Below are 22,251 nucleotides of genomic sequence, written 5' to 3'. Positions count from 1 at the left end.
CAAGGCGAAAGATGTCGGTATCAACCCAGCACATATTAAAGGGTTTAAGTACTAAATTTTTGTCATATTATCGAGTAGTATTGTATAATCAACATGGTTAGTATCTCATCAATACTAACCTGAAGAGTCCATGCCGATCGGTTGCGCCCAGCTTCTCGGTCGGCACTTTTTCGTACCCTTAGCTCAGTTGGTTAGAGCAACGGACTCATAATCCGTCGGTCGTAGGTTCGAGTCCTATGGGGTACATAAATTCTCATTTTGTTATTTAACTTTGTGTTAACAATTATGCTCACACTTGATTATACGCTACCAGTTCGTTCTGGTTATTCCTGATTCTTGTTAGATAGCCGTTTTATTAATGAATTTTAGAGTAGGGTTGTTGCTAATTTATTTAGCTAATGTTATATTAATTGTGAACAGAGGGTCTGCTGAAAACTTCTCTGTCTTTCCAAGCAGATGTTTTCTGACATCTAAAAAATCGTTTTACGAGCTGTTTTCGCAGTGTCTCGTAATGGTTGGCTAGCAACAGAAAAACTAGATGCACCACTTTTCAGGTGCAGTTGGGCGACAACATTAAAATCAGAAAGGGCTGGGGATAATTCCCCAGCTTTTGTGTGAAATGAAATTACCTTATAAATCATGGTTAACTGCGTGGAATTTTTTTGAGAAACACTTTTTAGAAAAACGAGTATCTTTTGAATATCAATGTGGAAATCGAGAGAAAGTTTTAGAAATTGCTTTTAAGAAGCAACATTTTTGCCATTTATGCGGTATCTCTTACACTAGGGGAGCTAAGCGATTTGTAGATGACCTGAAAAGACACAAGGTTGTTGAAAAAGCCGTAATATTTAGTGAAGATAAAAATAAAATATTGCAGAAACAATTTTGTTTAGATCAAATTGATTTGTTATTGACTGATAAAATAAGGGTATGTGAACGAGGAAACTTCGTGAATTTACAATTTGATTATGGACTCAGAACTAATAGAGAGATTTTTGCCATGACTTGTTTATATACTGAAAATGGATATTCAGTTCCAAATTCTCTAATTAATTTAAGGAGCAATAAAGGACGGTCAAAGTCATTTAGAAAAAGTTATTCGGTGACTTCAATTTATTACATTGATAAGAACACTAGAGAAAAACATTCTATTTTGTAGTCCGTGTTCACGCACGGGCTTTTTCAGTATACCACAACAATAAACCGCCCAGACTGGCTGAGCGGTGGGGGCAGAATTGAATACCATTTGAATACCAAATTAGTGGTATTCATTCGATTTGAAACGTGTTGATTTAGTCGGGAAACGTTGATTTGACAGTTGTTTACGATTCAATTAAACTCAAATTATGGGTAGTTCCTGATGATATGAATCAGATTCTTAGTTTTATAAATAGCTTTGTATCAACTGTAATCGCTGTTTTTGTTTGATTTGAATACCATGTTGAATACCATTTTTAGGATTTCATATATTTTAGAAAGTTAGTTGCAGTGTCTTTTTCTGCGTTCTTGGTGACATGGGCATACACATCTAAAGTCGTTTTTACATCTGTATGCCCTAATCGTTCCTGAACCTGCTTGATGGTTGCGCCAGACTCAAATAATAAGCTTGCGTGGGTGTGTCTAAAACCATGAGTAGTTATTTTGAACTTTTTATAGGCGGACTTTGCCAAGATACTTTGAAGAATACTTTTATAATATAAACCGTTTTGAACATCGGAAAACACAAGTTGCTTATTGTCTGTTTTAATCCTAATACCTCTGCTGAGAAACAACTTCTTTTGTTCTAATTTCCAGTGTCTTAAAAAGGAAATAGTATCGAAATCCAACGAAATTGACCGTTCAGAGGCGGTGGTTTTTGTTGTCGATATAAACTTTTCGTTTTCTACATAGTTTGCGTTTTTTGTGATGACAATCATTTCTTCTGAAAAGTCGATGTCACTCCAAGTTAGTGCTAACAGTTCCCCTCGGCGTATACCAGTGTATGCAAGGACATGAAACATAGTATATATTTGTTGTGATTCGTTATCTTTGACACAAGAAAGGAAGTCTTTTAATTGATCTTTATCTAAAAAGTTCTGTTCATCTTTAGATTTTAATTGCCGCTGCTTTTTTGGCGTAATGACGCGATCCATCGGATTGTCTTTCAGTAGTTGTTGATGAATTGCAAACGAGAATATCTTTGAAGTATACATTTTTATCGCCTTATAGCTCTTGTATTGTTCGCTCCATTGGTTGACGACGGTTTGACAATGCGCAGAAGTGATTTTATTCAGCTTCAAGTGTGCAAATTCCGGTAGAATTTGTTGCTCAAAATAATATTGTATTCGATGTGCTGATGAGCGTTTCACCGTATTCTTATACTGCGCAAACCATAAATCGTAAACGTCTTTAAACGTGCTGTAATCCTGTTTAGCAAAACCTTGCGACTCAACTTCAATCTGTAACTGAGCAAGTGCCAATTTTGCTTCTTTTTGCGTTTTAAATCCACGTCTGGTTGTCCGTTTGCTTTTCCCAGTCAACGGATCAACACCTAGATATGCGTTAAACTGATAGGCGGTTGATCCGTCTTTTTTGGTATACTTTTTGATGTTCGTCATAACATCACGTCCTTTCGAATGTACGTTCTCATCTATTTTAAAAGAAAAGCCCGAAGGCTAAACAAATTAATTCCCTCAAATTACTTCACAAATATATATTTTTTTTGTATAATAACTATAGAGAAGAAACTTGAGAAGGATAAAGCTGGGTTCCCGAATGGGAGTAAGTCTGTGAGACGAGAATTCCTTTGCTCCTGGGGTTATCTTCTTTTTTTATTTTTTAAGATTGCTTTTAAGATTCTGAATGATATTTTCAGGATCTTTTTTTATTTCTTCAAATATAAAGTCAACTAATTTAGGCGAGTAGCTATATCTGTCAGTTAGTTCGTAGTAAAAAGAATAGTGTTTCTGACTTTTGATATCATAGAAAGAATTAAATAACTGGAAATCCGCTGTGGTAAAAACACCTTCGGCTAATTCTCCACAAACAATTTTTTTAATTCTGATATTATTACTTTTTAGACGTTTATTTACCAGTTGAATTAGCCTTTTAGTTGCAAGAGGATATATGTCGTTAGGGTTTTTTACTTCCCTCAAAATTTGAACTTTTGAATCCGCATTTTTGTCTATACCTACAAATAAATCCGCATTTTCTTTGTTTTTAGTGATATAAAATGTAGTTTCAACAGGGATTGAAAAGCTTGAATTTTCGACTTGTTGTTCAAGCGCAATTTCGTTGCGCTCTTTAATCATTCTTTCAGCCATTACGTTGGAATATTTAGCCTTTAATTCAGAGTCAGTTAGAGTATCCAATCGGACGTTAAGAGTTAAAAAGTTTTGAGCGATATAGGTAGTAATGTCGATGCTATGAAATTCTATCATTTTTTCAGTGTAATTAATCACACAAGCTTGGAATAAAGGTGCGTAAATTTGCTCATAATCTTCGGTAATAAAATGGGTGCTAGTATTTCTCAATTGAATGATACGTTCAATATTTTTCCGCAGAGGGTCTTTATCATTAGTAAAACAAAGTTTGACAGCATTTTCTAAATTAATAGTTCTATCAGGCTTATCGTTATAGTAGATTGACTGTTCTCCTACCTTCTTTATTAGGTAGGACTTCAACATTAACTCCCAAGCATTACAAATAAAAAAACTAAACCCTTCAATTCTATAACGTATGGTAGGTTTATTGTAAATTTCTAAACCCATAATGAAAGCTTCTATACTCTTATCCACTAATCTATCTGAAAGATTTTCCACCATTAATTCACAACCTTTCCAATAATATATATTTCATCATCTTCACCAGCGTAATAGGCAAGATGATTGATTACATCACAACTTTCGCAACAATTTTAACAGAATCATCTGATGACAACCGAATATCTTCGTATTTCGGGTTAAGCGACACAAGATAAGCAGCTTCTTCCGTTAAGCGAAATTTCTTTAAAAAGGATTCGCCATTTACTCGGACAACATAAATTGTATCAGTCATGATATTAGAACGCTCATAAGCATCTAACTCTTTCGCATAGACGATATCCCCATCTTTGTACACAGGTTCCATCGAATCCCCAGAAGCTGTGTAAACCCAGTCAAAATCATATGGTGCATCATCAGGAATATCTATCAACGGCCATTCGTGGTCTTCTATATTTGTTATATCCTCATAGAAGTTGTTCACCCCAACGCCTGCGCCAATACCTCCTCGGTCTTCACCTTGTCTTCCTTCTTTGTAAGTTTCCATGGAAATGACGTTGTTTTGTTTTTCTTGCTCTTGCTCGGCGAGCTCTTTTCTAGCAACGTTAAGAACAATAGTTTGTCTACTTTCATCTAGTTTGGCGGTGGCTTTGGTTACGAGGGATAGGGTGGTGGATGCCTGCGTTAAATCTTTATCCATTAAATCGGAAATTGAAACTCTGAAAATTTCAGCAATATCGTTTATAACGCCAATTTTAGGAGTATATTTACCTTTTTCCCATTCGCTAACAGACGATGAACTTTTTCTTCCTAAACGTTTTGCTAATTCAATTTGTTCCATAGCATTCTTTTCACGTAAATATTTAAGATTTTTAGCAAACATTGTTTATCCCTCCTAAAATTAAGCTACATCTAATATAACATCGATTCGGATAAAATGAAATACTTTTCTTGAAATTAGTTTCGGAAAAACCGAAATAAAGTGTTGACTTCGGAAAATCCGAAGTATATAATAGGTTTATAAGATGAAAGGGGGCGATAAAATGAACAAAGAAAAAGCTAGCATTTACGATTTGCGCAGACAAAAGCGGATGACACAAAGGGAACTAGCAATAAGGGCTGGCGTTACAGAGAGAATGATAGTTATTTACGAAAGTGACATTAACAAATTAAGAAATGCTAGTTATAAGAATGTAAAAAATATCGCCAACGCTCTCGATGTGTCAATTAACGAAATTTTTTTGTCTGACGATTCGGAAAATCCGAAACAACCCACATAGGAGGTGGAGAGAATCGAAAAATCAAAAAAACTTCCACAAGTGACTGGAAGTCTCCTTGTGAAAGCATTTGACGAAATTGTAGGAGAGTTTGTAAATGAAGAAGGAATTCTTCCGGAAACTATCTGTTTAGTTGCGGAGGGCGATAGTCAGTTATCAATTGGGAGACTAATTGTTTCGCAATGCGTATTTGAAACACCTTCTTACCACGGGAAGTAACAACACTCAAGCGAGTATTACCGACTAGAGAATCTTCATAGGCAAAGAAAAGCACACCTACTAAGGATTCGTATGGTTTTAATAGGACAGGCGGTTGCAACACAGCGTTTTCGTCCAAGTCCATCGCTACTACCTTATTTGTTCCACCATAGCTTATGACTCCACTAGAATGTAGCTTTTTATTTGATTGAATTGTTACTTGATAGAAACGCCCGTATCTAGAAAATTTGGTAAATCTTATGGAATTATCCAGAACAAATCCTGTTATGGTTATTGGCAAAGAACTACGATTTGTGATTGCTACAGTAGGTAAAAATCTGATTTTCGCTTGATGATATACATCAGGTTCTTCATTAGATTCACGGTCAACCAGCCACTCGACTAATGAGTTTTCTAAGAAATCAACAGTTATATTCATTTTTTTCTCTAATTCATTTTTCAAAGTAAAACCAAAAGCAAAAGAAGAAAAAACTAGTGATGTCATAGGTAACAATAGTTCTTTTAAAAGGTCAATCAATTTCATTCAGTTTTCACCTCCAATCAAACCGATTATATCAAACGAGGTGAAAAACAAACAGTTAAGGGAAGTGAGAGGAATGAACGCACCACAAATTTTCAATTTTGAACAACACGAAGTTCAAACGATCTTAATTAATGATGAACCATATTTTGTAGGGAAAGAAATTGCAGAACTGCTAGGATATTCAAATTCTAGAAAGGCTCTAAACGATCATGTAGACCCAGAAGACAAAATTATTCTAACGTCACGAATCGTTACTTTAGAAAATATGCCTAATCGAGGGCTTACTGGAATCAATGAATCAGGTCTATATTCATTAGCGATAAAAAGCGGTCTTCCGTCAGCAAAGAAATTTCAGCGCTGGATTACAAAAGAAGTGTTGCCATCCATCAGAAAACACGGCGCTTACCTTACTGACCAGAAAGCAACGGAAATCACAACGAATCCTGATTCACTAGCTGACCTACTGTTGCAAGCTGGGGAACAATTGAAGCAAAAAGATATTGTGATACAGCAACTAGAACCCAAGGCGCTGTTCTTTGATGCAGTGAACGGAAGCACGAATAGTTGCTTGGTCAAGGATTTGTCCGTTCTTCTGAAACAAAAAGGCATTAATATAGGTCAAAATCGACTGTTTCGTTATTTAAGAGAGAATGGTTATCTAGGTAAAGGAAACGGTCATTATAACAAACCGACCCAAAGAGCGTTAGATAGAGGGTTGTTTGAATATCGGGAGAATTTTCACACGAATAGCAACGGTGAAATAGTGACGAGATTCACACCGTTAGTTACAGGCAAAGGCCAGATTTACTTTGTAAACAAATTTTGTAAGCAAACAGCCTAGGAGGTGAAACCCATGAACCTATCCGAAGAACTAGCGAACGTGATCGAGAAAATGGTTGATGAAATGGTTGACGAGAAATTGAAAATTCTTGAGGAGACGTATTTTGCCAAGTCTAAACAAACATTATTCACAAAAGCTGAATTGTCTGAAAAGTGGGGATGCACGGTTGGTACAGTGGATAAAAAACTCAAAAAGGCTGGAGTTAAATCTGTCGGAAAACGTGGCAGCGAATTAGAGTTTAAGCTCGACGAGGCAGAAGAAGCGAAAGCTTTTTACGACGGCGAACAACTTCATAACCACGAGTTGAATTGGAAAATGAGAGCCATGCAACAAAACTAAAACCTAACAAAGGAGGGATAACATGATCGAATCAACTAATGAAAAGGGCGTTATCAAAGTAGATAACAAAGAAAATCCAACGAAATTAACAATTGAATGCAAAACAGGAATTTGGACGTTCAACGCCGAAGGAATGCAATACGAAGTAAAAAAGGGATAAGCCCGAACTTATCCCAAAAAAATTACTTGTTGTTTTTGTCAAACTCAGCTTTTTCTTTATAAAGCTCTTGACTTCTAGCGAACATGTTAATCATCTGCGACGAAGTAACCGGTTGAGACTCATCGGATACACTAAATTCTTCCGCTAGTTGTTTGACAACGTAATTTATATCTTTAATATCAGCCATATTTTCACCTCCCAACCCAGTATAACAATGAGGCGAAATTGGAACAAATAATAACAAAACTAAAACTTACAAAGGAGGCGGAGAGAATGGAGAAGGCAGAAAAAATCCACGAATTGAAAGTGGAGGCGAAGATTAAAGTGCTTGACGCAGTTATCACACACTACGAACAGGCAGCGAGAAACAATGACTCTGAAATGGTGTCAGCATTAGCAGAGTCATTGAAGGCGGTACTTAATCCTTAATTTTCATGTAAATAATATCGTTAGTTTTCACAATCAATTGTTTTTCCTCAATTCTATTCTGCTCATCGGGATAACCAGAGTAAAAGAATTTGAAGGACGTATAAGTATCTAAGTTTATATCATCTATAGATATTTCAGACTCTGACGGGTATGCAATGATTTTAGTGATGCCATTTATTGTGAACATATCGTCATTAACGCCTTTGATTTCAAACTTTATTTGATTCATATATTTCACCTCCCAACATTCAGTATACCAATGAGGTGAAATTGGAACAAATAATAACAAAACTAAAACTTACAAAGGAGGTGGAGAGAATGGAGAAAGAAAAAATAACCATCCCCATGAAAAGCGGAACATGGGAATGGTCGAAAGCTGGTTTTGGTTTTAAGAAACATCGAAAATAAAGCGATTATGAGCGATTTCTTTCAAAGGACAGTTTGTGTAATACGCAACTTTACCTTCTGTAATGTTGCTAATCACCAAAACTTCAATGCCTTTTGGATACTTAAAGAACGCACCTTGTAATTCAGGGGTATCTATCGACGTCCTGATTACGTCAGAATCACTTTTAACAAATGGAGTTTCTATGAAATGATCGTTGTCATTGAAGTGATACTCGTATTTTATTTGATTCATATGATTTCACCTCCAATAATAAATTTCAGCATGGCAGTGCTGATAATTAATTATAACAATGAGGTGAAAACGGAACAAATAATAACAAAAAGGGGCAAGCATCTACTCGCCCCAGCAAAGATTACGGTTCGAAATCATCTTCACGGCAACATTTAGGACAAAGAATAAATAATTTCGGAGAAAACACTTTTTCCGCTCGGCTTAGTGCGAATGAGGGACTTGGGGCAATACCAATGTATACCCTGTCTGGCTCGTTATCTAAATACGGACATTGTGATGTATGAATGGTAAGTTTACCGCTATCGCCAGGGGAACGGTTACAAAAATATATGAATGGATATTTAATCGACATAGTTTTCACCACCTTATCAGTTATTTCAGCAGACCACTTGCTGATAAGAAAAGTATACAACAGAAAGGGAGTTTGAAATGATCGCATTTTTAGAAAATATGCTCATTGCAGCATTTTCAATATTTCTGGTTTATGTAGGTCGTGATCACTTTGTAGCTACGGTAGTTCTAATACTAGCTGTCAGGGTTGTCTGTTTTGCTAGTGATTTTTCAAAAAGACCATTCGAAGGGATTGAACAGCATGAAAACATTTGACTATGAGTCAGCAAACCAATGGTTACAAGATAATTGGTCCGGCATTAAAGCTAAACAAGTAAGAGAGTGTCAAAAAACTTGGCATGAAATGTTCAAGGTACAAAAAAGCTCACTACGCCAGCAAGCAATTAGTGAGCACATAAAGGAATACATCTAAGGAGAATATACCATGAATAACAAAAAATTTGAACTAACAGATGAAAAAATCGAAAGATTTGGACGAACACTATATCGGATTAAAGCTTTAAAAAGCTTCGGAAATGTTGACGAAGGTGAACTTGGCGGATTCGTCGAGAAAGAAGAAAACATAAATCAGCATGGTGACGCTTGGGTCTGTGGTAACGCTTGGGTCTGTGGTAACGCTCGGGTCTGTGGTAACGCTCGGGTCTATGGTGACGCTCAGGTCTATGGTGACGCTTGGGTCTGTGGTAACGCTTGGGTCTGTGGTAACGCTCGGGTCTGTGGTAACGCTCGGGTCTATGGTGACGCTCAGGTCTATGGTGACGCTCAGGTCTGTGGTAACGCTCGGGTCTATGGTGACGCTCAGGTCTATGGTGACGCTCGGGTCTATGGTGACGCTTGGGTCTGTGATATTAGCGGAATTTTATGGATAACCCCTGTCGGTTCAGAATACGGAACGTTGACTGTTGCAAGAAATAAAAATGGCGGGCTATTTGTCAGTCGTGGATGTTTTAGCGGAACACTATGCGATTTTGAAGCTGCGGTTGAAAAGACTCACGGTAACAGTCGATACGGTGAAGAGTACAGAGCAGCGATTAAGTTTATTAAGTTGAGATTTGGTATTGATGAGATAAGTGAAGAAGGTGCTTGACATGAGTTTTGATTACGACACTGCAATATCCGATCTTGATAATCAAGCTTTTACAAATGTAATTCAAGGTGCTGGACAGGAACCACCTAGAAACATGGAAGGATGGGATGACGAGGATGACGAACCTTGAACACTTAACCAAGCAACTAGAGCGACTAGAACAAGAGAAATTAACGAAATACAAAGAGCACACGGAAAAAATTCAAGAATTACAAGCGGTGAGAACGAAAATTGATCAGGAATATGAACAAGAAATTGAATCAGTGAAGTATTTGATTTTAGAGCAACTAGGCGATCAAGAAGAAATCGAGACTGAAAGTTTTATTGTATCTAAAAAGCATCCTGATTTAACCAAACCGTCCTATTACAAACTGCAATTGCCGAAAGATAAAGAACAAAAAGAGCGGTTTATTGAATATATGAAAAAGGAGCATCCGGAGTTAATCAAAGAGAAAACGGAGTACAGTCCAATTCAACTGGACATAAAAAAGTTGGTAGCAGATCAAGTGTTCCATTTAACCGATGAGAACCAAATTGTTGATGAGAACGGACAATTGATACCGCATCTGAGTGCTGATGTGAAAGGAATCGAGCCGAAAGTGAAGGTGAAAAAATGAAATTCTATCCTAACGGATCCGTACCAGAACAAGCCAGTATGTACATGATTTACGGTGATGGAGGCACTGGTAAAACATCATTAACCAAACTGTTTCAAGGGAATAAAATGCTTTTTAGTTTTGACCTTTCTACCAATGTGATTAGATCGGATAAGGATACCTCAGTTGTTCAATTAGAAAGTCATGATGCACCAAATATTCAGGCTTTAGTAAATAAATGGGTATACAGTGCGTTAAGCAAGCCAGAATACGATGTCATCATTCTGGATAATGTAACAGCTTTGCAAAATCTTGTGTTGGAAAATATAGATGGTGCGTCAAAAGACGGACGTCAGAACTATCAAAAGTTACAACTATGGTTTAGACAGCTAGGAACTCGATTAAGAGAGAGCAATAAAACAATTTATGCGACCGCTCATCAACTTGATAACGGCGTGGCAGGTTTAGATGGAAAAGGCCGATTCAGCGCAGACATGAACGAAAAAACATTCAATGCGTTTACTTTGATGTTTGATGTAGTAGGTCGGATTTATATTGACGGTGGCAAGCGCCTAATTGATTTAGATCCAGAGAATGGTAATCATGCAAAAAATCGCTTAGATAATCGAAAACTTATCGAAGCCAATGAATTAATAAATATCAAAAAGGAAGAGGTAATTTAAATGGTTCTATTTACTACAGATTCAACTAATGTGTTCGGAAAATTCGTAGAAGAAGCTGGGAGTTACAATGTAGTGATCCTTCAAGATTCTGAGTACAAGCTTACTAATGACGGAACAAAAGAAATGGCCGTACTTAATTATGAAGTTGTAGACGGCAAATATGCCGGAGGGAAAGTTTTGTATCATAACATCGTCTGGGATAACGGAGACGTAGAGCTTTCAACGAAACGGTTCAACACTTTGTTAGCCGCAATTGGAGTTCCGGATGGCACACCAATCGAGACCCTTCAACACTTAGTTCAAGCAGTAAAAGGGAAAAAACTAAATATAGCTGTTGAATGGCAGAAAAGTGATTATAACGGCAAGTGGAACTTGAATGTTAAACGCCAACAGAAAACTGATCCTGAAGGAAGCAAGCCAAACGGTGTAATTCGACCAAACGAACAACAGATGACCCAACAACGGCAAAATCAAATCGACAGCGCTGCTAATATGGTTGCTCACAACAATACGTTCCAAGATACACTGACTGGTGTTGATCCAGTCAGAGATACGCGAAGTTTTGCGAATGGTGGCTTTGGCGGATCGTCAATCGATATTTCTGACGATGATCTTCCATTTTAGAAAGTGTGATTTAAATGAAATACCCCTTTAAGCTCATTGGTTATGATGAAACGAATCGGGTACTGTCAGTTCAATTGTTTGAATCGCTGGATGTGGAGCGTTTATCAACTATTTTCTCTGGCGATTTGAACAATGTGATTGGTGGTTTGATTATTTCCGATCCTAGAAGGTTTTCAGAGCAACAACGTAAGTTGTATTGGCCATTGATGAGAGATATCTACTTGTGGTCTGGAACATCAGAAACACAGTTATCTGATTACTTTAAAGCAAAATACATTCTCAAATTCTATAAGGAAATCAGCTTATCGGACGCATCTGATGCCTCAGTATCAGATGTGAACCATTTATTAGAAATCGTTATAGATTTCATGTTTGAGTGGAATGTTCCTTTTCCGAAATCTTATGAGTTATTACCACGGAAGCAACAATACTATTTTTATCAATGCTGTAAACATAGAAAATGCGTCGTCTGCGGACAATCGCATGCAGACATTCACCATTTAGAAGCTGTTGGGAATAGAAAAAGAAATCAAGTTGATCATCGAAAGTTACCGCTGACAGCTTTATGTCGAAGACATCATACGATGATTCATACATTAGGGATTTCAGAGTTTATGAATAAGTTTGAAGTTCATCCGGTTTATCTAGATGATGACGATCTTATTAGAATAGGAATCATGAATAAGAAGCAGATTAAAGAATTAAATGATCAAAATAATTTAGAATCAAAAAAAGGACAGCAGCGCAATAGAAAGGAGGTTTAACTTTGGACTATTTTAAACAAAGACGAGAGTACCGTAAATTGAAACAAAACGAAATCGATATCTCAATCGGTCAAAATAATCTGTATCGCGAGTTATTGGACTACGCGAACGATGAAGACAAATTAGATTGTTGGTTTCCTTTGAAAAATTCGGCACTTACCGATCTTACTGGGCTTTCTATTCCTGGATTAGCTAAAGCTCGTAATAGTCTAATTCAATTAGGCCTCATTGATTATCGGCAAGGAAAGAAAAATTCTGATAAACCACAATATAAAATTACGTGCTTGTATAACAAACGGTTTACCAACAGTAACACAGCTGGTTTACAAGGAGTATCACAGAAGGTTTCACAACCTGTATCACAAACGGTAGAACATAAAGATCTTACTAGTACTAGACAAGTACTAGACAAAGACTTAACTGGTTCTTCTGAATATAATCTAGATCTTAATTCAGAATACAGCGCTTGTAACTATTGGCTGAATCAAGTGAACCCAGCAGAAGCACCCATGGTGTTGGAATCAATCGGTTACTGGGTCAGAGACTTTAAGGGTCAGGATGAGATTGTGATTTTAGCTATCGATGAAATGTTGAAAAACGATGCTAGAAGTTACAACTATCTAGATAAAATTTTAAAAAGCTGGGAGTGCAAAAAGCTTGATACTGCTGAAAAAGTCAAGAGACACCTTGATGGTCATTACGCTAAGTCAAAAGACAAAAAGCAGTCTATTCAACAAAAACCAGCCACTGACTACGGCAAAACATTGTACACGTACTACCAAGGCGAACTGCGCTTTAATCCCAATCTGACGCTTGAGGAACACGTGGCTAAGAAGCGCCTAAACGAGCGTGATCGACAAGCCTTAGAACAATACATTCACAGTTTGGGGGAGTGGTAGAATGACCGATTTAGAATTAGCAGACCTAATCACTTCGATGTTACCTGATGACTACCGAGAAAAGTTGTCGGGAACATTTACCCGCTTTGAAAAAGCTATGAAACAGTTGAAACCAGACGCCAAAGAATCAAAGGATCATTTTTGTCGATACATGGAGATATATTGGCTTGCTGTTTATAACGATCGATATGAATACAGCGATTTACAAAAACGGGGGTATTCCGAATGGCGCAAACAAGCAGAAGAGATGCGTCAAAGACTGCAACGTAAGGCGGTGATCGCATGAGTAATCTAACCGATAAAGAACGATTTAGAGCGTTGATGGCACACCCAAATTATTGGAACGAAGAGACGATTCAGGAAGAAGCCGAAGCGTTAGGTAAAAAGATATGGCATAAAGTTTCTAGCCGTCCGAAAAAGATTATCCAAGTAAGCATCGAAAATAAAATCATCTTAACCGGAACGTGCGACGAGATTGCTAAACGCACACCTCTTTCAGAAACCTATATCAAAAATTTAGCAAGACAGAACGGAACGGATAGTTTCGGAAAAAGCTATCGCTATGTGGGGGTGCAGAAATGAACATCACCAGCAGAAAACGTCAGGTCGTTGAGAAAGCAGTCCGTCAGTTTCTGGATGACATGACACCAGAATTTGCGAAGGAGTACCCGACAAAGGCTGTACGTGTTGGGTATATCCTGAAAGCAAATCATTATTTCGCAAAAGAGAAGCTGCAAATGCAAGATGTCATTGATTTGGTGTCTTACTATTACGACGAACACGAGTAAAAGCTTCGCGAACTGGGGCATTAGAAGAGAAAAAATGGCGGAGGATATATCAAATGAATGAAGAAAAATTTCAAGAATTTAAGAAACAGGCTTTTGAAAATTATGTAGATTTTGACGATCAGTTCAAAAAGAAATCTGGTTGGAACATGGATAAGTTGGAACCTCTGCTAAAAGAACAAAATATCACAGTAGATGAATTTATAGCCTATGCTAAAAAGTTCCACTAATGGAGGAAATCACATAATGGAAAGAGGGGAAGGTATGGACGATTATCCGCGCCATTTGATTTTTGGAACATTGGAACATGCGAGATTCGAGCAAGACGGGTGGCAATGGGGATGGTTCGCTACTCCATCCTTTCTTGAAAGAGTTAGATGTAAAGTGTGCCGCCATGATTTTACTTTGTGGTGTACGAATCAAGGAGTGAGAGATGTTTTTCCAACTCAAATAAGACACTGCAAGAAATGTGGTAAACAAGAAGAAAAATATAGTTGGAGTTAGTTCCATTAACGACGGGTATCAAGGAGGATGATTTGAATGGATGAACTAATCAAAGCCCATAATGCGGTTTTCGGGTTTGAAATCGTAGACGGAAAAATCGAACCACCTAAGTATAATCTGCCAAAAGCAGTAGAAGACCGGATTAATTATTTTGGAAAACAGTCTGAGGACGGTTTGTCTTTCTTTGGCTGCATAAGTGCTATTTTGGCTTATGACGATGAAGAGTGTAAAAAACAGTATCAGTTGGGTGCTGTTGAAGAATGGCTGCCAATGACCGAGGAAGCAAGACAGTGGTTTAATCAGATGGGAACGCCCGGAGAAATGTTAGTCGTAGTTAAGCTGCTATACGGCCTAAGAAGTGAGTGGAACGTCGGGGAAAACGTATGAATGCAAAAGAGAAATTAGATCAAATGCAGTTTGATTTGGTTCGATTGTATGCTAAGGATTTTGGTTGGGCTAGTCGTCACCTACGTTTTGAAATGAATCAGAAAACCTTGACTTTAATGAGTGAGGAAATATCAGTTCAAAGAGTTGAGGGACTAATTGACTATTCACATGCTTTCGGCTATAAAATTTTGATCAACGATGAATTAGCAGATGGGGTTATTAATTTGTTAGTGGATGCAAGATAAGTAGTTTCACTAACCACACCAATTAAGGAGGAAAATAATGTTAGAAGAAAAAATAAAAGAACTTGTTGAACAACAAATTATTTTATTGTCCAACAAGTCAAAAGTAGAGGTATTCCCTGAAGCATTAATAGAATACTCGAATTCCATAGCGAGATTAGCTTCAATTCTTAAAGATTAATTTGTAGATAGCGATCCTCATCTCTAGAACCTTTTTTTAGAATAGATTGTCGCACTTCTTTGTAAACTTCAAAATATTTTTTTGTAAGCTCTTCGGGAGAAAGATCTTTCAAATCTTGTTGCTGTAAATAAAGCATAGTTAGTGCTTCAACTCTATTCGATGGGAATGAATTTAAAGTAATATCATCTTTCATTAGGCACCTCCTTATCAGTATTTCAGTGGACCACTCACTGATAAGGAGATTATATCAAATAAAGCATTTACAAAACGATTGTAATTAAAAAGAAGGCTAACTCAGCCTATCAAGGAGGTATTCGCATATGACTTTCATTCTTATAATTACATTGATAATTATTGCACAGATTATTGCGCTAATATGGTCAATTTATCAATTAAAAAAGAAGTAGAAACTACTTCTTAAAGTTGCCGTCTTAATATTTCTTCAGTGACTGAAGTCATGATTTGTTGAATTGATTTGTTCTTTGATGGATTGGTTTTAGAAACGGAAATGTCATGGAGGATATTATCACTAAACGAATACCGATTTTCATATTTTTTAATATCATCATGATAGGTAATGGAAATATTGGTGTCAGGTAAGTCCTTCTCTCTTTTAAAAACGTTCACAGATGAAACAGTAGATATTGATTGCCCTGGTGCTATGAAAGTACCTGAAATGTGCTCAAATATTTTTTTACCTCTAATATCGTCTAAAAGCACAGGCGAAAAGAGTATTTGATCAATGATAGCACCAGTATTTCCAAAGTTTTTGATTATCACATATTCGTGGACAGTGGAAGATACTTGGATGTAATCTCTGTAAATTACGACATACGGTCGATTGGAATCAAGAATTGATTTTTCTGTAAGCTCAATTGATTTTTGAGATTGCTTTAATGCTTTAACAGAAATTACCAAGGAAACTATTGTTAATAAGGCCGAAAGAACTATTGATATGAGTTGAATTGTATCGGAAACAGATAGGTGCATATAGATTAAGACTCCTTTTTTAAGAATTGTACCATTTATAAAGACTGAAATAAAAGTTCCGGTAACCGAAGCATTAGAGGAGGAAAAATAAATGAAAAAAATAACTAATGGAATAGAAGACTTTAGCAGAGAACAACTACTAGATTATTGTGAGAATTTAGAGGCGCAATTACTGGAAGCAGAAGCTGTTAATAAAGTGTACAAGAAGCATTTAGAGCAAGTAATTGAATACCACTCAGTTGAGAAATACCGATCCATTGTACAAAAAAATAGAGAAGCAGCGGTAACTGCTCCTCAATAATTTAGCCTTTGTGACACGCGTAGCAACAGAAGTAACAGCCATCAAAATTATAATTACCATTAGGGTTGACTCGAACCATATGATTTATGGCTTCTTGACAATTGCTGAAGTAACCAACAGTCAATTGGTTTTTAGGTAAAGGTAAATGTGTGCATGAATCTGTGTGGATTTCGTGCCGGCCTTTATCGTCAGCATTCTTATTACAAATGTAATTAGGCATAAAATATCTCCTTATCAGTATTTCAGTGGACCACTCACTGATAAGGAGATTATATCAACAGAATGTATTGTCAAAGCAACCGCGAACGGTACTATACAATTCGCGAATGGCAAAGAAGGTATAAAAAAAGACTGCCGCGGTGTGGGACGGCAGTCTCAGAGCTAAGGGGGAAGCTAATTTGTCAGTTAGTTACCTAGCTCGGTGTCTATTTCCTTTAGACAAATTGATTTTATCAATAGAGAAATACGTGTTTCAACCGCGAACGGTAGCAAGGAGGAAAAATATGATACCAAAGTTTAGAGCTTGGGTAAAACCAGGAGTTTTATCCAACCATCCCGACGGAGTAGTCGCGGGTGCAAAACCCGACTTTTTAGGAATGGAATGCTTAGTAAAGAGAGACGATTTAAAAGGTAAAAAGTGCTTTACTGAAATATTTGATTTTGAAGACATCGAGTTCATGCAATCAACAGGTCTAAAAGACAAGAACGGCGTGGAGATTTACGAAGGGGATATTGTACACATTTTAGACTCCGAACAGATCAATCAAAGAGATGAAAACGGCGCATATATTGATGCCTTCTTCGAAGAAATAGATGAAATTGATTTTGTTGTATTTGCTGATGGATGTTTCAAGTTGAAGAGAACCGGTTTTGATGTATGTATCTGTAGATCAGTTGAAGACTTCAAAATTATCGGAAACATCTATGAGAATCCAGAGTTGTTGGAGGCGATAGAATGAAACTAAAAGAACTAATCGAGCAGCATACGTTAAAAGTTGTTTTGTGCGGTCACTGCGAATGTGGAGAGCGCAAATATGATTTGATTACAGATCATAATCTCGCTTATCCACCAATTCATGAGTCAACCATTAGGGAAGTAAATCCAGGTTTGTTGGAGGTGGAAGGATGAAAAAGAAGATTTGGGGACCAGATAAAGCATTCACGTATTTAGGTATGTTTGGGAATAAATCTTTTTCAGGGAAAAATCGAACTAAAATCAGGAGACGAAGACTCGTCGGTCTTATATTTAAAGAAAAGAGACCGATAGAGGGATACAAAACGTATACTGTCCGACGTTCGAAGCCTTATTACACTTGGGACAGCTCATTGATGCCAGAAGACAGTAAGCACTACTGGAAAGAAGTTGAGGAGTATGTTCGAGAGATCCACTAACGTCGCCAATAGCATACAAAAAAGACTGCCGCTTCCACCCGACAGTCCCTGAGCTAGGGGTTATTCATAAACATCACTGAGAGGATGACATTCTCTAGCTCAGGATTATTATACAACAAAAAAGCGCTCGATTCCTTAACCAAGCGCAGAAAACATAATTGACCTGTCAGTCAATTATATCAAATATGCGGAGGTTATGGAATGGCAGAATTAACTAAAACTAAATTAGCGGATTTGGAAGAGGACTTCCGATCATATAAAAAGATACCAAGTAAAATAGCCGAGGCTTTGGTTGCTAGAGAGTGGAAACCAGAAGATGCAAATTCTTGGATTAAGGGTAGTCAAACTCATACAGAAAAAGCTCTGACTGATTTAATTAAGAGAGAAGACAACAAGAGCTACCTATATTACTCAAAGTTGTATGCTGATATTACTAATGCCTATGAATTGCTTAGTGACGAACTAAAAGAAATTGTCGATAAATTTATGTGGGGCGATAGTGACTATCTTGGTTGGACGGAAATAGCAGAACAAGTTCATTGTTCAACGGGCAGTGTATATCGTAAAAGATATAAGATACTAGAAACTTTGGCAAAACAACGTGGAATACTACCAGAATGAGAAAAAAAGCGGTATTATTCCGCTTGTCAATACCCTAAAATAGTATTATCAGAGAGTTATGAATTAATCCGCCAAGCAGACGACTCAAACTAACTTTATTGGCATGAAGTTTCTCCTTATACCTCTTAACATAAAAACGTCTAGCTTGGTGGATTTAATGGCGGCACACAAAAAATAAAAGAAGGAAGTGAAAAGCACTCATTTCCTTTAAAGCTCAACGTGCCGTCTATTTATAATTGAATATTAAGGAGGGTATACAGATGAAGGCTTATGAAGAGAAGCTTCAAGAGTTATTAGACAACAAAGAAGCTACGCCTATTGAATGGAGTCAAAGTAACGAAGAGAAGAAAAATGGTTACACGGAAACAGAAGTTACCTTCAAATACAAAACAAAAACTCCCGTAAAGAAATAGCGGGAGTTCAAACATTAGAATCTCGGCAAGTTTAACAAATTATCCTTTGTTGTATGATTTGCCCTGGTTCTAATATAGGGCTTCCCGAATGTTGGATGAACTGATTCCACCTGAGCTTTTGAGTAAGCAGTAGTAGTGTAGTAGTATTCCATATGCATATCTAAGTAACGGACTACTTGTTCTACTGTTTCTATAGTGCCTCCTTCTAATTTCACCTGAGTGATTTTGTCTGTAGAAGTCACGTAATTCTCAGAAGTTCTAATGTGAGTAATTCTGTATGCCATTTCTATCACCTCCTTAATATTTATTATACAACGAGCGTTATGTTTGACAACATAATTATGTCACTGTGGCGGAAAGGGTAGACGCGCTAGACTTCCAAAGGATACCAGTTAAGGGCGGAGCTTAGCTCAAATTAGGGTAGGTATCATGCAAGGTTCGAATCCTTGCCAGTGACTTAGAGATTGAGCAATAAGCATGAGGCAATCAGACCACTGAATTATCCCAGGGCTTTTGCTTGGATAAACAATCTCAAACAGCATGCTAGGAGGTAGCTCCTCCAAGTTGACGTGTGTCCTCTTTAGAGGCTATGTAGGTCAATGTCGGTTCGAATCCGGCCACGTCAATAGCAACCGAGCATTCCCATCTGCCAGGCATGGATAAACAGTGGGTTCCATAATGGAGTAGGTTGCTTATTAATTTAAATAGAACCCCGCACACCTCTCAACGAAGTGTCCCAAGCGGGGACGTTATACGTAATCAAGATCGTTTCGGCGGTCTTTTTATTTTGGAGGAGATATTCATGTTTGGTGATTTAATTCTTTTTTTATCTCGTTTCTGGAATCAACAAGTTAGTTGTCGCCACAATTACAAAACACATTGTATAAAATGTTATCCCTTCAGTTATTATGAAGAATGTTCAAAATGTGGTAAGTGGAAGTAGCAGTCTCTACGTGAGGCTGTTTTATTTTGCCTACAAAAATAGACCACCGTCGGGTAACAGTGGTCAGAGAGATAATAAAAAAAATTAAGGTTGTTAGCAACCTAAGTATACTATGCCGACAATTTCTTGGCAATATAAAAAAGGCCGCTGTTTCCGCAACGGTCCTCTTATGTAAGAAGCAACATAATTATATCTTCGGAAATAATACTTTTCAAGAGCGAAAAAATAGACCGCTGTTTCCGCAGCAGTCAAAGTTGGAAAAAACAAATATTTATAAAGGATCCACTCCAAAATTGAGTGTAACATCGTAGCGCTTACAATTCATTAGAAAAAGGAACGAGAATAATGAGAACATACTGGTACGTGTCATTAAACAATAAATACCCGCTGCCGATGAAAGGACAGTTTAAACGTGTAGTGATGTCTGTTCAGATGAAGGCGAAGTATTCAATCGTAGAAATGACCAGGGATGCAACACCAGTAGAGATTGATCATTGCAAGCTAGTCTATTGTGGATACGGCCATTGGAAAGATGACCATGTACAAGAGAACATCAGAAAATACATATAGAGAGGTGGTGGCGCAGATGTGGAAAAACGAGAAGTAGCATTTAAATTATACAAAGAGAGCAATGGAGAAAAACCATTAATCGAGATCGCTAAAGAAATAGACGCGTCACCGGGAACGGTACGAGGATGGAAATCCAGGTATAAATGGGATGAATCATTAGGGATTAAACCCTCTGAAACGAAACGTAGCGTTACACGTAACGTTACAAAAGACGCAACGCCTAAACTAGTGATTGATAATGACGATCTGACAGAACAACAAAAGATGTTCTGTCTTTTTTATTTGCAACACTTTAATGCTACTAAGGCATATCAGCAAGCTTATCAATGCGATTACAATACGGCCAATGCAAACGGAAGCCGCTTGCTAGTAAAAGCTAGTGTAAAAGAGGAACTCCGACATTTAAAAGCCGAATTGCAACAAGAGCAGTTTTTTACAATACAAGACATCATAGCAGACTACGCAAAGCAGTGGAAAGCAGATATAAATGATGTGATTACGTCTGATCGTAAAAGGACTAAAGCAGTGGATGGCAAAGGTCAACTCGTTAAAGATGAAAACGGGGAGCAAGTATACCTTTACTACAATACTATTACTGCTAAAAATTCAGATGAGTTCGATGGTCAGCTCGTAAAAGAAATATCACAAGGACGTGATGGGGTTTCGGTCAAATTGCATGATAAGCAAAAAGCTATGAACGAACTAATGAAGTATCTCATTCAAGATGCTGAATCTGACTCTAATAACCAACGTGTAGTTATTACTCGTTCTAAACGTGGTGATACTGATGGTTAAAATGATAAATGAGAATGAGATTACTGAGGAGGACTTAGTAATTGATATAAGCGACTTGATTAACCCTGCATTCGATGAGGTGTTTGACAGTGGAAAAGGGAACATTGCTTTAAAAGGCGGTCGTGCATCGACAAAAAGCTCAGTAGTGAGTTTAAAACTTGTGACCGAATTTATTGAAGATGACAATGCCAATGCGGTGATAATTAGGAAAGTGGCTAATACACTTGAAACAAGCGTGTACGAACAAATTAAATGGGCCATATATGAATTGCAGCTCGAAGATGAGTTCAAATTCAGGACAAGCCCATATCGTATTATTCATAAGCAGACAAACACTGCATTTTACTTTTACGGATTGGATGATCCCATGAAGCTGAAATCTCAAAAAATAGCAAAAGGGTATGTTCGTTGGCTATGGTTTGAGGAACTAGCAGAATTTAAAGGGCCAGAAGAAATAGACACAGTAAGGTTTAGTTACACTCGTGCAAAAATACCCGATGGTAAGAAGGTTCAAACGATTTATTCTTGGAACCCTCCCAAAAATCCTTATGAATGGATAAATGAATGGATAGAGAAGAAAGTAGCAAGTGATGATTTTTTAATCCACCATTCAACTTACAAAGACGATGTTCAAGGCTTTCTATCTCAGCAGTATCTTGATGAAATAGAAAACTATAAGAAAAATGATTATGATTATTATCGATGGATGTTTTTAGGCGAAGTAATTGGTTTGGGAACTAATGTTTATAATATGAATCTATTTCATGAATTAGATGAGTTGCCCGATGATGATCGGATAGTAGCACTATACTACGCTACAGACGTTGGGCACCAAACATCGGCTACTGTTTGTCTATGCTTCGGATTAACAGCTAAAGGTAATGTAATACTTTTGAATATGTATTACTATTCACCACAAGGAAAAGCAGTAAAAAAGGCGCCTAGCGACCTTTCA

At 37.3% G+C, this 22,251-nt stretch carries 41 protein-coding genes and 1 tRNA gene; 32 read left to right on the top strand and 10 right to left on the bottom strand.

The annotated features are described in order from the left end of the window. The first annotated feature begins 172 nt into the window (after nucleotides 1-172). Nucleotides 173-246, top strand: a tRNA-Ile gene (locus IGI38_RS24535). A 373-nt stretch (nucleotides 247-619) separates the two neighbouring features. Beyond that, nucleotides 620-1,159: a PBECR4 domain-containing protein gene (locus IGI38_RS24530; protein WP_438734562.1), complete on the top strand. Its 540-nt coding sequence runs from the start codon at nucleotides 620-622 to the stop codon at nucleotides 1,157-1,159. A 295-nt stretch (nucleotides 1,160-1,454) separates the two neighbouring features. On the opposite strand, the gene IGI38_RS24525 is transcribed toward IGI38_RS24530, so the two are convergent. The 3 genes from IGI38_RS24525 to IGI38_RS24515 form a co-directional block, all read right to left on the bottom strand. After that, nucleotides 1,455-2,597, bottom strand: a complete 1,143-nt coding sequence (locus tag IGI38_RS24525) for a tyrosine-type recombinase/integrase (protein WP_438734561.1) — start codon at nucleotides 2,595-2,597, stop codon at nucleotides 1,455-1,457. Between the two features lie 213 nt (nucleotides 2,598-2,810). After that, on the bottom strand, nucleotides 2,811-3,800 hold the full coding sequence (locus tag IGI38_RS24520) for a DUF3644 domain-containing protein (RefSeq protein WP_438734563.1): 990 nt from the start codon (nucleotides 3,798-3,800) through the stop codon (nucleotides 2,811-2,813). 70 nt (nucleotides 3,801-3,870) lie between these two features. Next, a complete protein-coding gene (locus IGI38_RS24515) occupies nucleotides 3,871-4,623 on the bottom strand; it encodes a S24 family peptidase (protein WP_438734560.1) in 753 nt (250 codons plus the stop codon). A 160-nt stretch (nucleotides 4,624-4,783) separates the two neighbouring features. Between IGI38_RS24515 and IGI38_RS24510 the strand changes: the two genes are divergently transcribed. Then, nucleotides 4,784-5,020, top strand: coding sequence for a helix-turn-helix domain-containing protein (locus tag IGI38_RS24510; RefSeq protein WP_438734559.1), 237 nt, complete (start codon nucleotides 4,784-4,786; stop codon nucleotides 5,018-5,020). A gap of 118 nt (nucleotides 5,021-5,138) precedes the next feature. Here the strand turns inward: IGI38_RS24510 and IGI38_RS24505 are convergent, their stop codons facing one another. Then, nucleotides 5,139-5,759, bottom strand: a complete 621-nt coding sequence (locus IGI38_RS24505; protein ID WP_438734558.1) for a hypothetical protein — start codon at nucleotides 5,757-5,759, stop codon at nucleotides 5,139-5,141. Nucleotides 5,760-5,832: 73 nt separating this feature from the next. Between IGI38_RS24505 and IGI38_RS24500 the strand changes: the two genes are divergently transcribed. From IGI38_RS24500 to IGI38_RS24490, 3 genes are read left to right on the top strand one after another with little or no spacing between them, the layout of a single operon-like run. Then, entirely contained in the window at nucleotides 5,833-6,600 is a 768-nt protein-coding gene (locus tag IGI38_RS24500; protein WP_438734557.1) for a phage antirepressor KilAC domain-containing protein, read from the top strand. A 12-nt stretch (nucleotides 6,601-6,612) separates the two neighbouring features. Then, entirely contained in the window at nucleotides 6,613-6,939 is a 327-nt protein-coding gene (locus tag IGI38_RS24495) for a MarR family transcriptional regulator (RefSeq protein WP_438734556.1), read from the top strand. Nucleotides 6,940-6,961: 22 nt separating this feature from the next. After that, nucleotides 6,962-7,099 (top strand): hypothetical protein, encoded by a 138-nt coding sequence (locus IGI38_RS24490; protein ID WP_438730516.1) that lies wholly within the window; start codon nucleotides 6,962-6,964, stop codon nucleotides 7,097-7,099. Nucleotides 7,100-7,121: 22 nt separating this feature from the next. Here the strand turns inward: IGI38_RS24490 and IGI38_RS24485 are convergent, their stop codons facing one another. Further along, nucleotides 7,122-7,286: a hypothetical protein gene (locus IGI38_RS24485; protein WP_438734555.1), complete on the bottom strand. Its 165-nt coding sequence runs from the start codon at nucleotides 7,284-7,286 to the stop codon at nucleotides 7,122-7,124. 86 nt (nucleotides 7,287-7,372) lie between these two features. Here IGI38_RS24485 and IGI38_RS24480 point away from each other — a divergent pair, with 86 nt between their 5' ends. Further along, complete coding sequence (locus tag IGI38_RS24480; RefSeq protein WP_438730510.1) at nucleotides 7,373-7,528, top strand: hypothetical protein; 156 nt, start codon at nucleotides 7,373-7,375, stop codon at nucleotides 7,526-7,528. On the opposite strand, the gene IGI38_RS24475 is transcribed toward IGI38_RS24480, so the two are convergent. Further along, nucleotides 7,518-7,757, bottom strand: a complete 240-nt coding sequence (locus tag IGI38_RS24475; RefSeq protein WP_438730508.1) for a hypothetical protein — start codon at nucleotides 7,755-7,757, stop codon at nucleotides 7,518-7,520. The genes IGI38_RS24480 and IGI38_RS24475 overlap by 11 nt on opposite strands. A gap of 159 nt (nucleotides 7,758-7,916) precedes the next feature. Next, complete coding sequence (locus IGI38_RS24470; RefSeq protein WP_438730519.1) at nucleotides 7,917-8,168, bottom strand: hypothetical protein; 252 nt, start codon at nucleotides 8,166-8,168, stop codon at nucleotides 7,917-7,919. Nucleotides 8,169-8,597: 429 nt separating this feature from the next. Here IGI38_RS24470 and IGI38_RS24465 point away from each other — a divergent pair, with 429 nt between their 5' ends. The 16 genes from IGI38_RS24465 to IGI38_RS24390 all read left to right on the top strand — a co-directional run bounded on the left by IGI38_RS24465 (nucleotide 8,598) and on the right by IGI38_RS24390 (nucleotide 15,271). Beyond that, entirely contained in the window at nucleotides 8,598-8,774 is a 177-nt protein-coding gene (locus IGI38_RS24465; protein ID WP_438734554.1) for a hypothetical protein, read from the top strand. Further along, entirely contained in the window at nucleotides 8,761-8,931 is a 171-nt protein-coding gene (locus tag IGI38_RS24460; protein WP_438734553.1) for a hypothetical protein, read from the top strand. The genes IGI38_RS24465 and IGI38_RS24460 overlap by 14 nt, the downstream gene beginning before the upstream one ends. A 12-nt stretch (nucleotides 8,932-8,943) precedes the next feature. Then, a complete protein-coding gene (locus tag IGI38_RS24455) occupies nucleotides 8,944-9,606 on the top strand; it encodes a polymer-forming cytoskeletal protein (RefSeq protein ID WP_438734552.1) in 663 nt (220 codons plus the stop codon). 1 nt (nucleotide 9,607) lies between these two features. Then, nucleotides 9,608-9,736 carry a hypothetical protein gene (locus tag IGI38_RS24450; protein WP_438730487.1) on the top strand — a complete coding sequence of 43 codons (129 nt, stop codon included), beginning with the start codon at nucleotides 9,608-9,610 and terminating at the stop codon, nucleotides 9,734-9,736. Then, nucleotides 9,723-10,223, top strand: coding sequence for a hypothetical protein (locus IGI38_RS24445; protein WP_438730485.1), 501 nt, complete (start codon nucleotides 9,723-9,725; stop codon nucleotides 10,221-10,223). The genes IGI38_RS24450 and IGI38_RS24445 overlap by 14 nt, the downstream gene beginning before the upstream one ends. Then, on the top strand, nucleotides 10,220-10,885 hold the full coding sequence (locus IGI38_RS24440; protein WP_438734551.1) for an AAA family ATPase: 666 nt from the start codon (nucleotides 10,220-10,222) through the stop codon (nucleotides 10,883-10,885). Before IGI38_RS24445 ends, IGI38_RS24440 begins: the two co-directional genes overlap by 4 nt. Further along, a complete protein-coding gene (locus IGI38_RS24435) occupies nucleotides 10,886-11,509 on the top strand; it encodes a DUF669 domain-containing protein (RefSeq protein WP_438730479.1) in 624 nt (207 codons plus the stop codon). Nucleotides 11,510-11,523: 14 nt separating this feature from the next. Then, nucleotides 11,524-12,273, top strand: coding sequence for a putative HNHc nuclease (locus IGI38_RS24430; RefSeq protein ID WP_438734550.1), 750 nt, complete (start codon nucleotides 11,524-11,526; stop codon nucleotides 12,271-12,273). A 2-nt stretch (nucleotides 12,274-12,275) separates the two neighbouring features. Continuing rightward, the gene (locus IGI38_RS24425; protein WP_438734549.1) at nucleotides 12,276-13,172 is read left to right on the top strand and encodes a DnaD domain-containing protein; all 897 of its coding nucleotides are present in this window, start codon (nucleotides 12,276-12,278) and stop codon (nucleotides 13,170-13,172) included. A 1-nt stretch (nucleotide 13,173) separates the two neighbouring features. Next, complete coding sequence (locus IGI38_RS24420) at nucleotides 13,174-13,458, top strand: hypothetical protein (RefSeq protein ID WP_438734548.1); 285 nt, start codon at nucleotides 13,174-13,176, stop codon at nucleotides 13,456-13,458. Continuing rightward, nucleotides 13,455-13,754, top strand: coding sequence for a hypothetical protein (locus tag IGI38_RS24415; protein WP_438734547.1), 300 nt, complete (start codon nucleotides 13,455-13,457; stop codon nucleotides 13,752-13,754). Before IGI38_RS24420 ends, IGI38_RS24415 begins: the two co-directional genes overlap by 4 nt. After that, nucleotides 13,751-13,960 carry a hypothetical protein gene (locus IGI38_RS24410; protein WP_438734546.1) on the top strand — a complete coding sequence of 70 codons (210 nt, stop codon included), beginning with the start codon at nucleotides 13,751-13,753 and terminating at the stop codon, nucleotides 13,958-13,960. Before IGI38_RS24415 ends, IGI38_RS24410 begins: the two co-directional genes overlap by 4 nt. A 53-nt stretch (nucleotides 13,961-14,013) precedes the next feature. After that, nucleotides 14,014-14,187 carry a hypothetical protein gene (locus IGI38_RS24405; protein ID WP_438734545.1) on the top strand — a complete coding sequence of 58 codons (174 nt, stop codon included), beginning with the start codon at nucleotides 14,014-14,016 and terminating at the stop codon, nucleotides 14,185-14,187. Between the two features lie 310 nt (nucleotides 14,188-14,497). Further along, nucleotides 14,498-14,848, top strand: a complete 351-nt coding sequence (locus IGI38_RS24400; protein ID WP_438734544.1) for a hypothetical protein — start codon at nucleotides 14,498-14,500, stop codon at nucleotides 14,846-14,848. Beyond that, nucleotides 14,845-15,093 carry a hypothetical protein gene (locus IGI38_RS24395; protein WP_438734543.1) on the top strand — a complete coding sequence of 83 codons (249 nt, stop codon included), beginning with the start codon at nucleotides 14,845-14,847 and terminating at the stop codon, nucleotides 15,091-15,093. Before IGI38_RS24400 ends, IGI38_RS24395 begins: the two co-directional genes overlap by 4 nt. 37 nt (nucleotides 15,094-15,130) lie before the next feature. Further along, nucleotides 15,131-15,271 carry a hypothetical protein gene (locus tag IGI38_RS24390; protein WP_438727113.1) on the top strand — a complete coding sequence of 47 codons (141 nt, stop codon included), beginning with the start codon at nucleotides 15,131-15,133 and terminating at the stop codon, nucleotides 15,269-15,271. On the opposite strand, the gene IGI38_RS24385 is transcribed toward IGI38_RS24390, so the two are convergent. Next, nucleotides 15,261-15,464 (bottom strand): hypothetical protein, encoded by a 204-nt coding sequence (locus IGI38_RS24385; protein ID WP_137603056.1) that lies wholly within the window; start codon nucleotides 15,462-15,464, stop codon nucleotides 15,261-15,263. The genes IGI38_RS24390 and IGI38_RS24385 overlap by 11 nt on opposite strands. A gap of 224 nt (nucleotides 15,465-15,688) precedes the next feature. Then, nucleotides 15,689-16,261 (bottom strand): hypothetical protein, encoded by a 573-nt coding sequence (locus IGI38_RS24380; RefSeq protein WP_311822107.1) that lies wholly within the window; start codon nucleotides 16,259-16,261, stop codon nucleotides 15,689-15,691. Nucleotides 16,262-16,352: 91 nt separating this feature from the next. Here IGI38_RS24380 and IGI38_RS24375 point away from each other — a divergent pair, with 91 nt between their 5' ends. From IGI38_RS24375 to IGI38_RS24350, 6 genes are all read left to right on the top strand, one after another. After that, on the top strand, nucleotides 16,353-16,562 hold the full coding sequence (locus IGI38_RS24375; RefSeq protein ID WP_438730439.1) for a hypothetical protein: 210 nt from the start codon (nucleotides 16,353-16,355) through the stop codon (nucleotides 16,560-16,562). A gap of 503 nt (nucleotides 16,563-17,065) precedes the next feature. Further along, nucleotides 17,066-17,521: a YopX family protein gene (locus tag IGI38_RS24370; RefSeq protein ID WP_438734542.1), complete on the top strand. Its 456-nt coding sequence runs from the start codon at nucleotides 17,066-17,068 to the stop codon at nucleotides 17,519-17,521. After that, a complete protein-coding gene (locus tag IGI38_RS24365) occupies nucleotides 17,518-17,691 on the top strand; it encodes a hypothetical protein (RefSeq protein WP_438734541.1) in 174 nt (57 codons plus the stop codon). The genes IGI38_RS24370 and IGI38_RS24365 overlap by 4 nt, the downstream gene beginning before the upstream one ends. Continuing rightward, entirely contained in the window at nucleotides 17,688-17,954 is a 267-nt protein-coding gene (locus tag IGI38_RS24360) for a hypothetical protein (RefSeq protein ID WP_438734540.1), read from the top strand. The genes IGI38_RS24365 and IGI38_RS24360 overlap by 4 nt, the downstream gene beginning before the upstream one ends. A gap of 201 nt (nucleotides 17,955-18,155) precedes the next feature. Then, nucleotides 18,156-18,575, top strand: a complete 420-nt coding sequence (locus IGI38_RS24355) for a transcriptional regulator (RefSeq protein WP_438730436.1) — start codon at nucleotides 18,156-18,158, stop codon at nucleotides 18,573-18,575. A 260-nt stretch (nucleotides 18,576-18,835) separates the two neighbouring features. Continuing rightward, entirely contained in the window at nucleotides 18,836-18,988 is a 153-nt protein-coding gene (locus tag IGI38_RS24350) for a hypothetical protein (protein WP_438734539.1), read from the top strand. A 14-nt stretch (nucleotides 18,989-19,002) separates the two neighbouring features. Here the strand turns inward: IGI38_RS24350 and IGI38_RS24345 are convergent, their stop codons facing one another. Next, nucleotides 19,003-19,272 (bottom strand): DUF3892 domain-containing protein, encoded by a 270-nt coding sequence (locus tag IGI38_RS24345; protein WP_438734538.1) that lies wholly within the window; start codon nucleotides 19,270-19,272, stop codon nucleotides 19,003-19,005. A gap of 1,004 nt (nucleotides 19,273-20,276) precedes the next feature. On the opposite strand from IGI38_RS24345, the gene IGI38_RS24340 reads away from it, so the two are divergent. The 3 genes from IGI38_RS24340 to IGI38_RS24330 form a co-directional block, all read left to right on the top strand. Further along, nucleotides 20,277-20,501: a hypothetical protein gene (locus IGI38_RS24340; RefSeq protein ID WP_438734537.1), complete on the top strand. Its 225-nt coding sequence runs from the start codon at nucleotides 20,277-20,279 to the stop codon at nucleotides 20,499-20,501. Nucleotides 20,502-20,519: 18 nt separating this feature from the next. Then, the gene (locus IGI38_RS24335) at nucleotides 20,520-21,296 is read left to right on the top strand and encodes a terminase small subunit (protein WP_438734536.1); all 777 of its coding nucleotides are present in this window, start codon (nucleotides 20,520-20,522) and stop codon (nucleotides 21,294-21,296) included. Further along, nucleotides 21,289-22,251, top strand: a 963-nt coding sequence (locus IGI38_RS24330) for a PBSX family phage terminase large subunit (RefSeq protein WP_438734535.1), incomplete at its 3' end; no start/stop codon positions are given. The genes IGI38_RS24335 and IGI38_RS24330, both read left to right, overlap by 8 nt.

Source organism: Enterococcus sp. AZ128, assembly GCF_051714485.1.
In the GTDB taxonomy this organism is placed as follows: domain Bacteria; phylum Bacillota; class Bacilli; order Lactobacillales; family Enterococcaceae; genus Enterococcus_A.
Note: the sequence above shows the minus strand (reverse complement) of the source record. Positions and strands in the feature narration are given on the sequence as shown.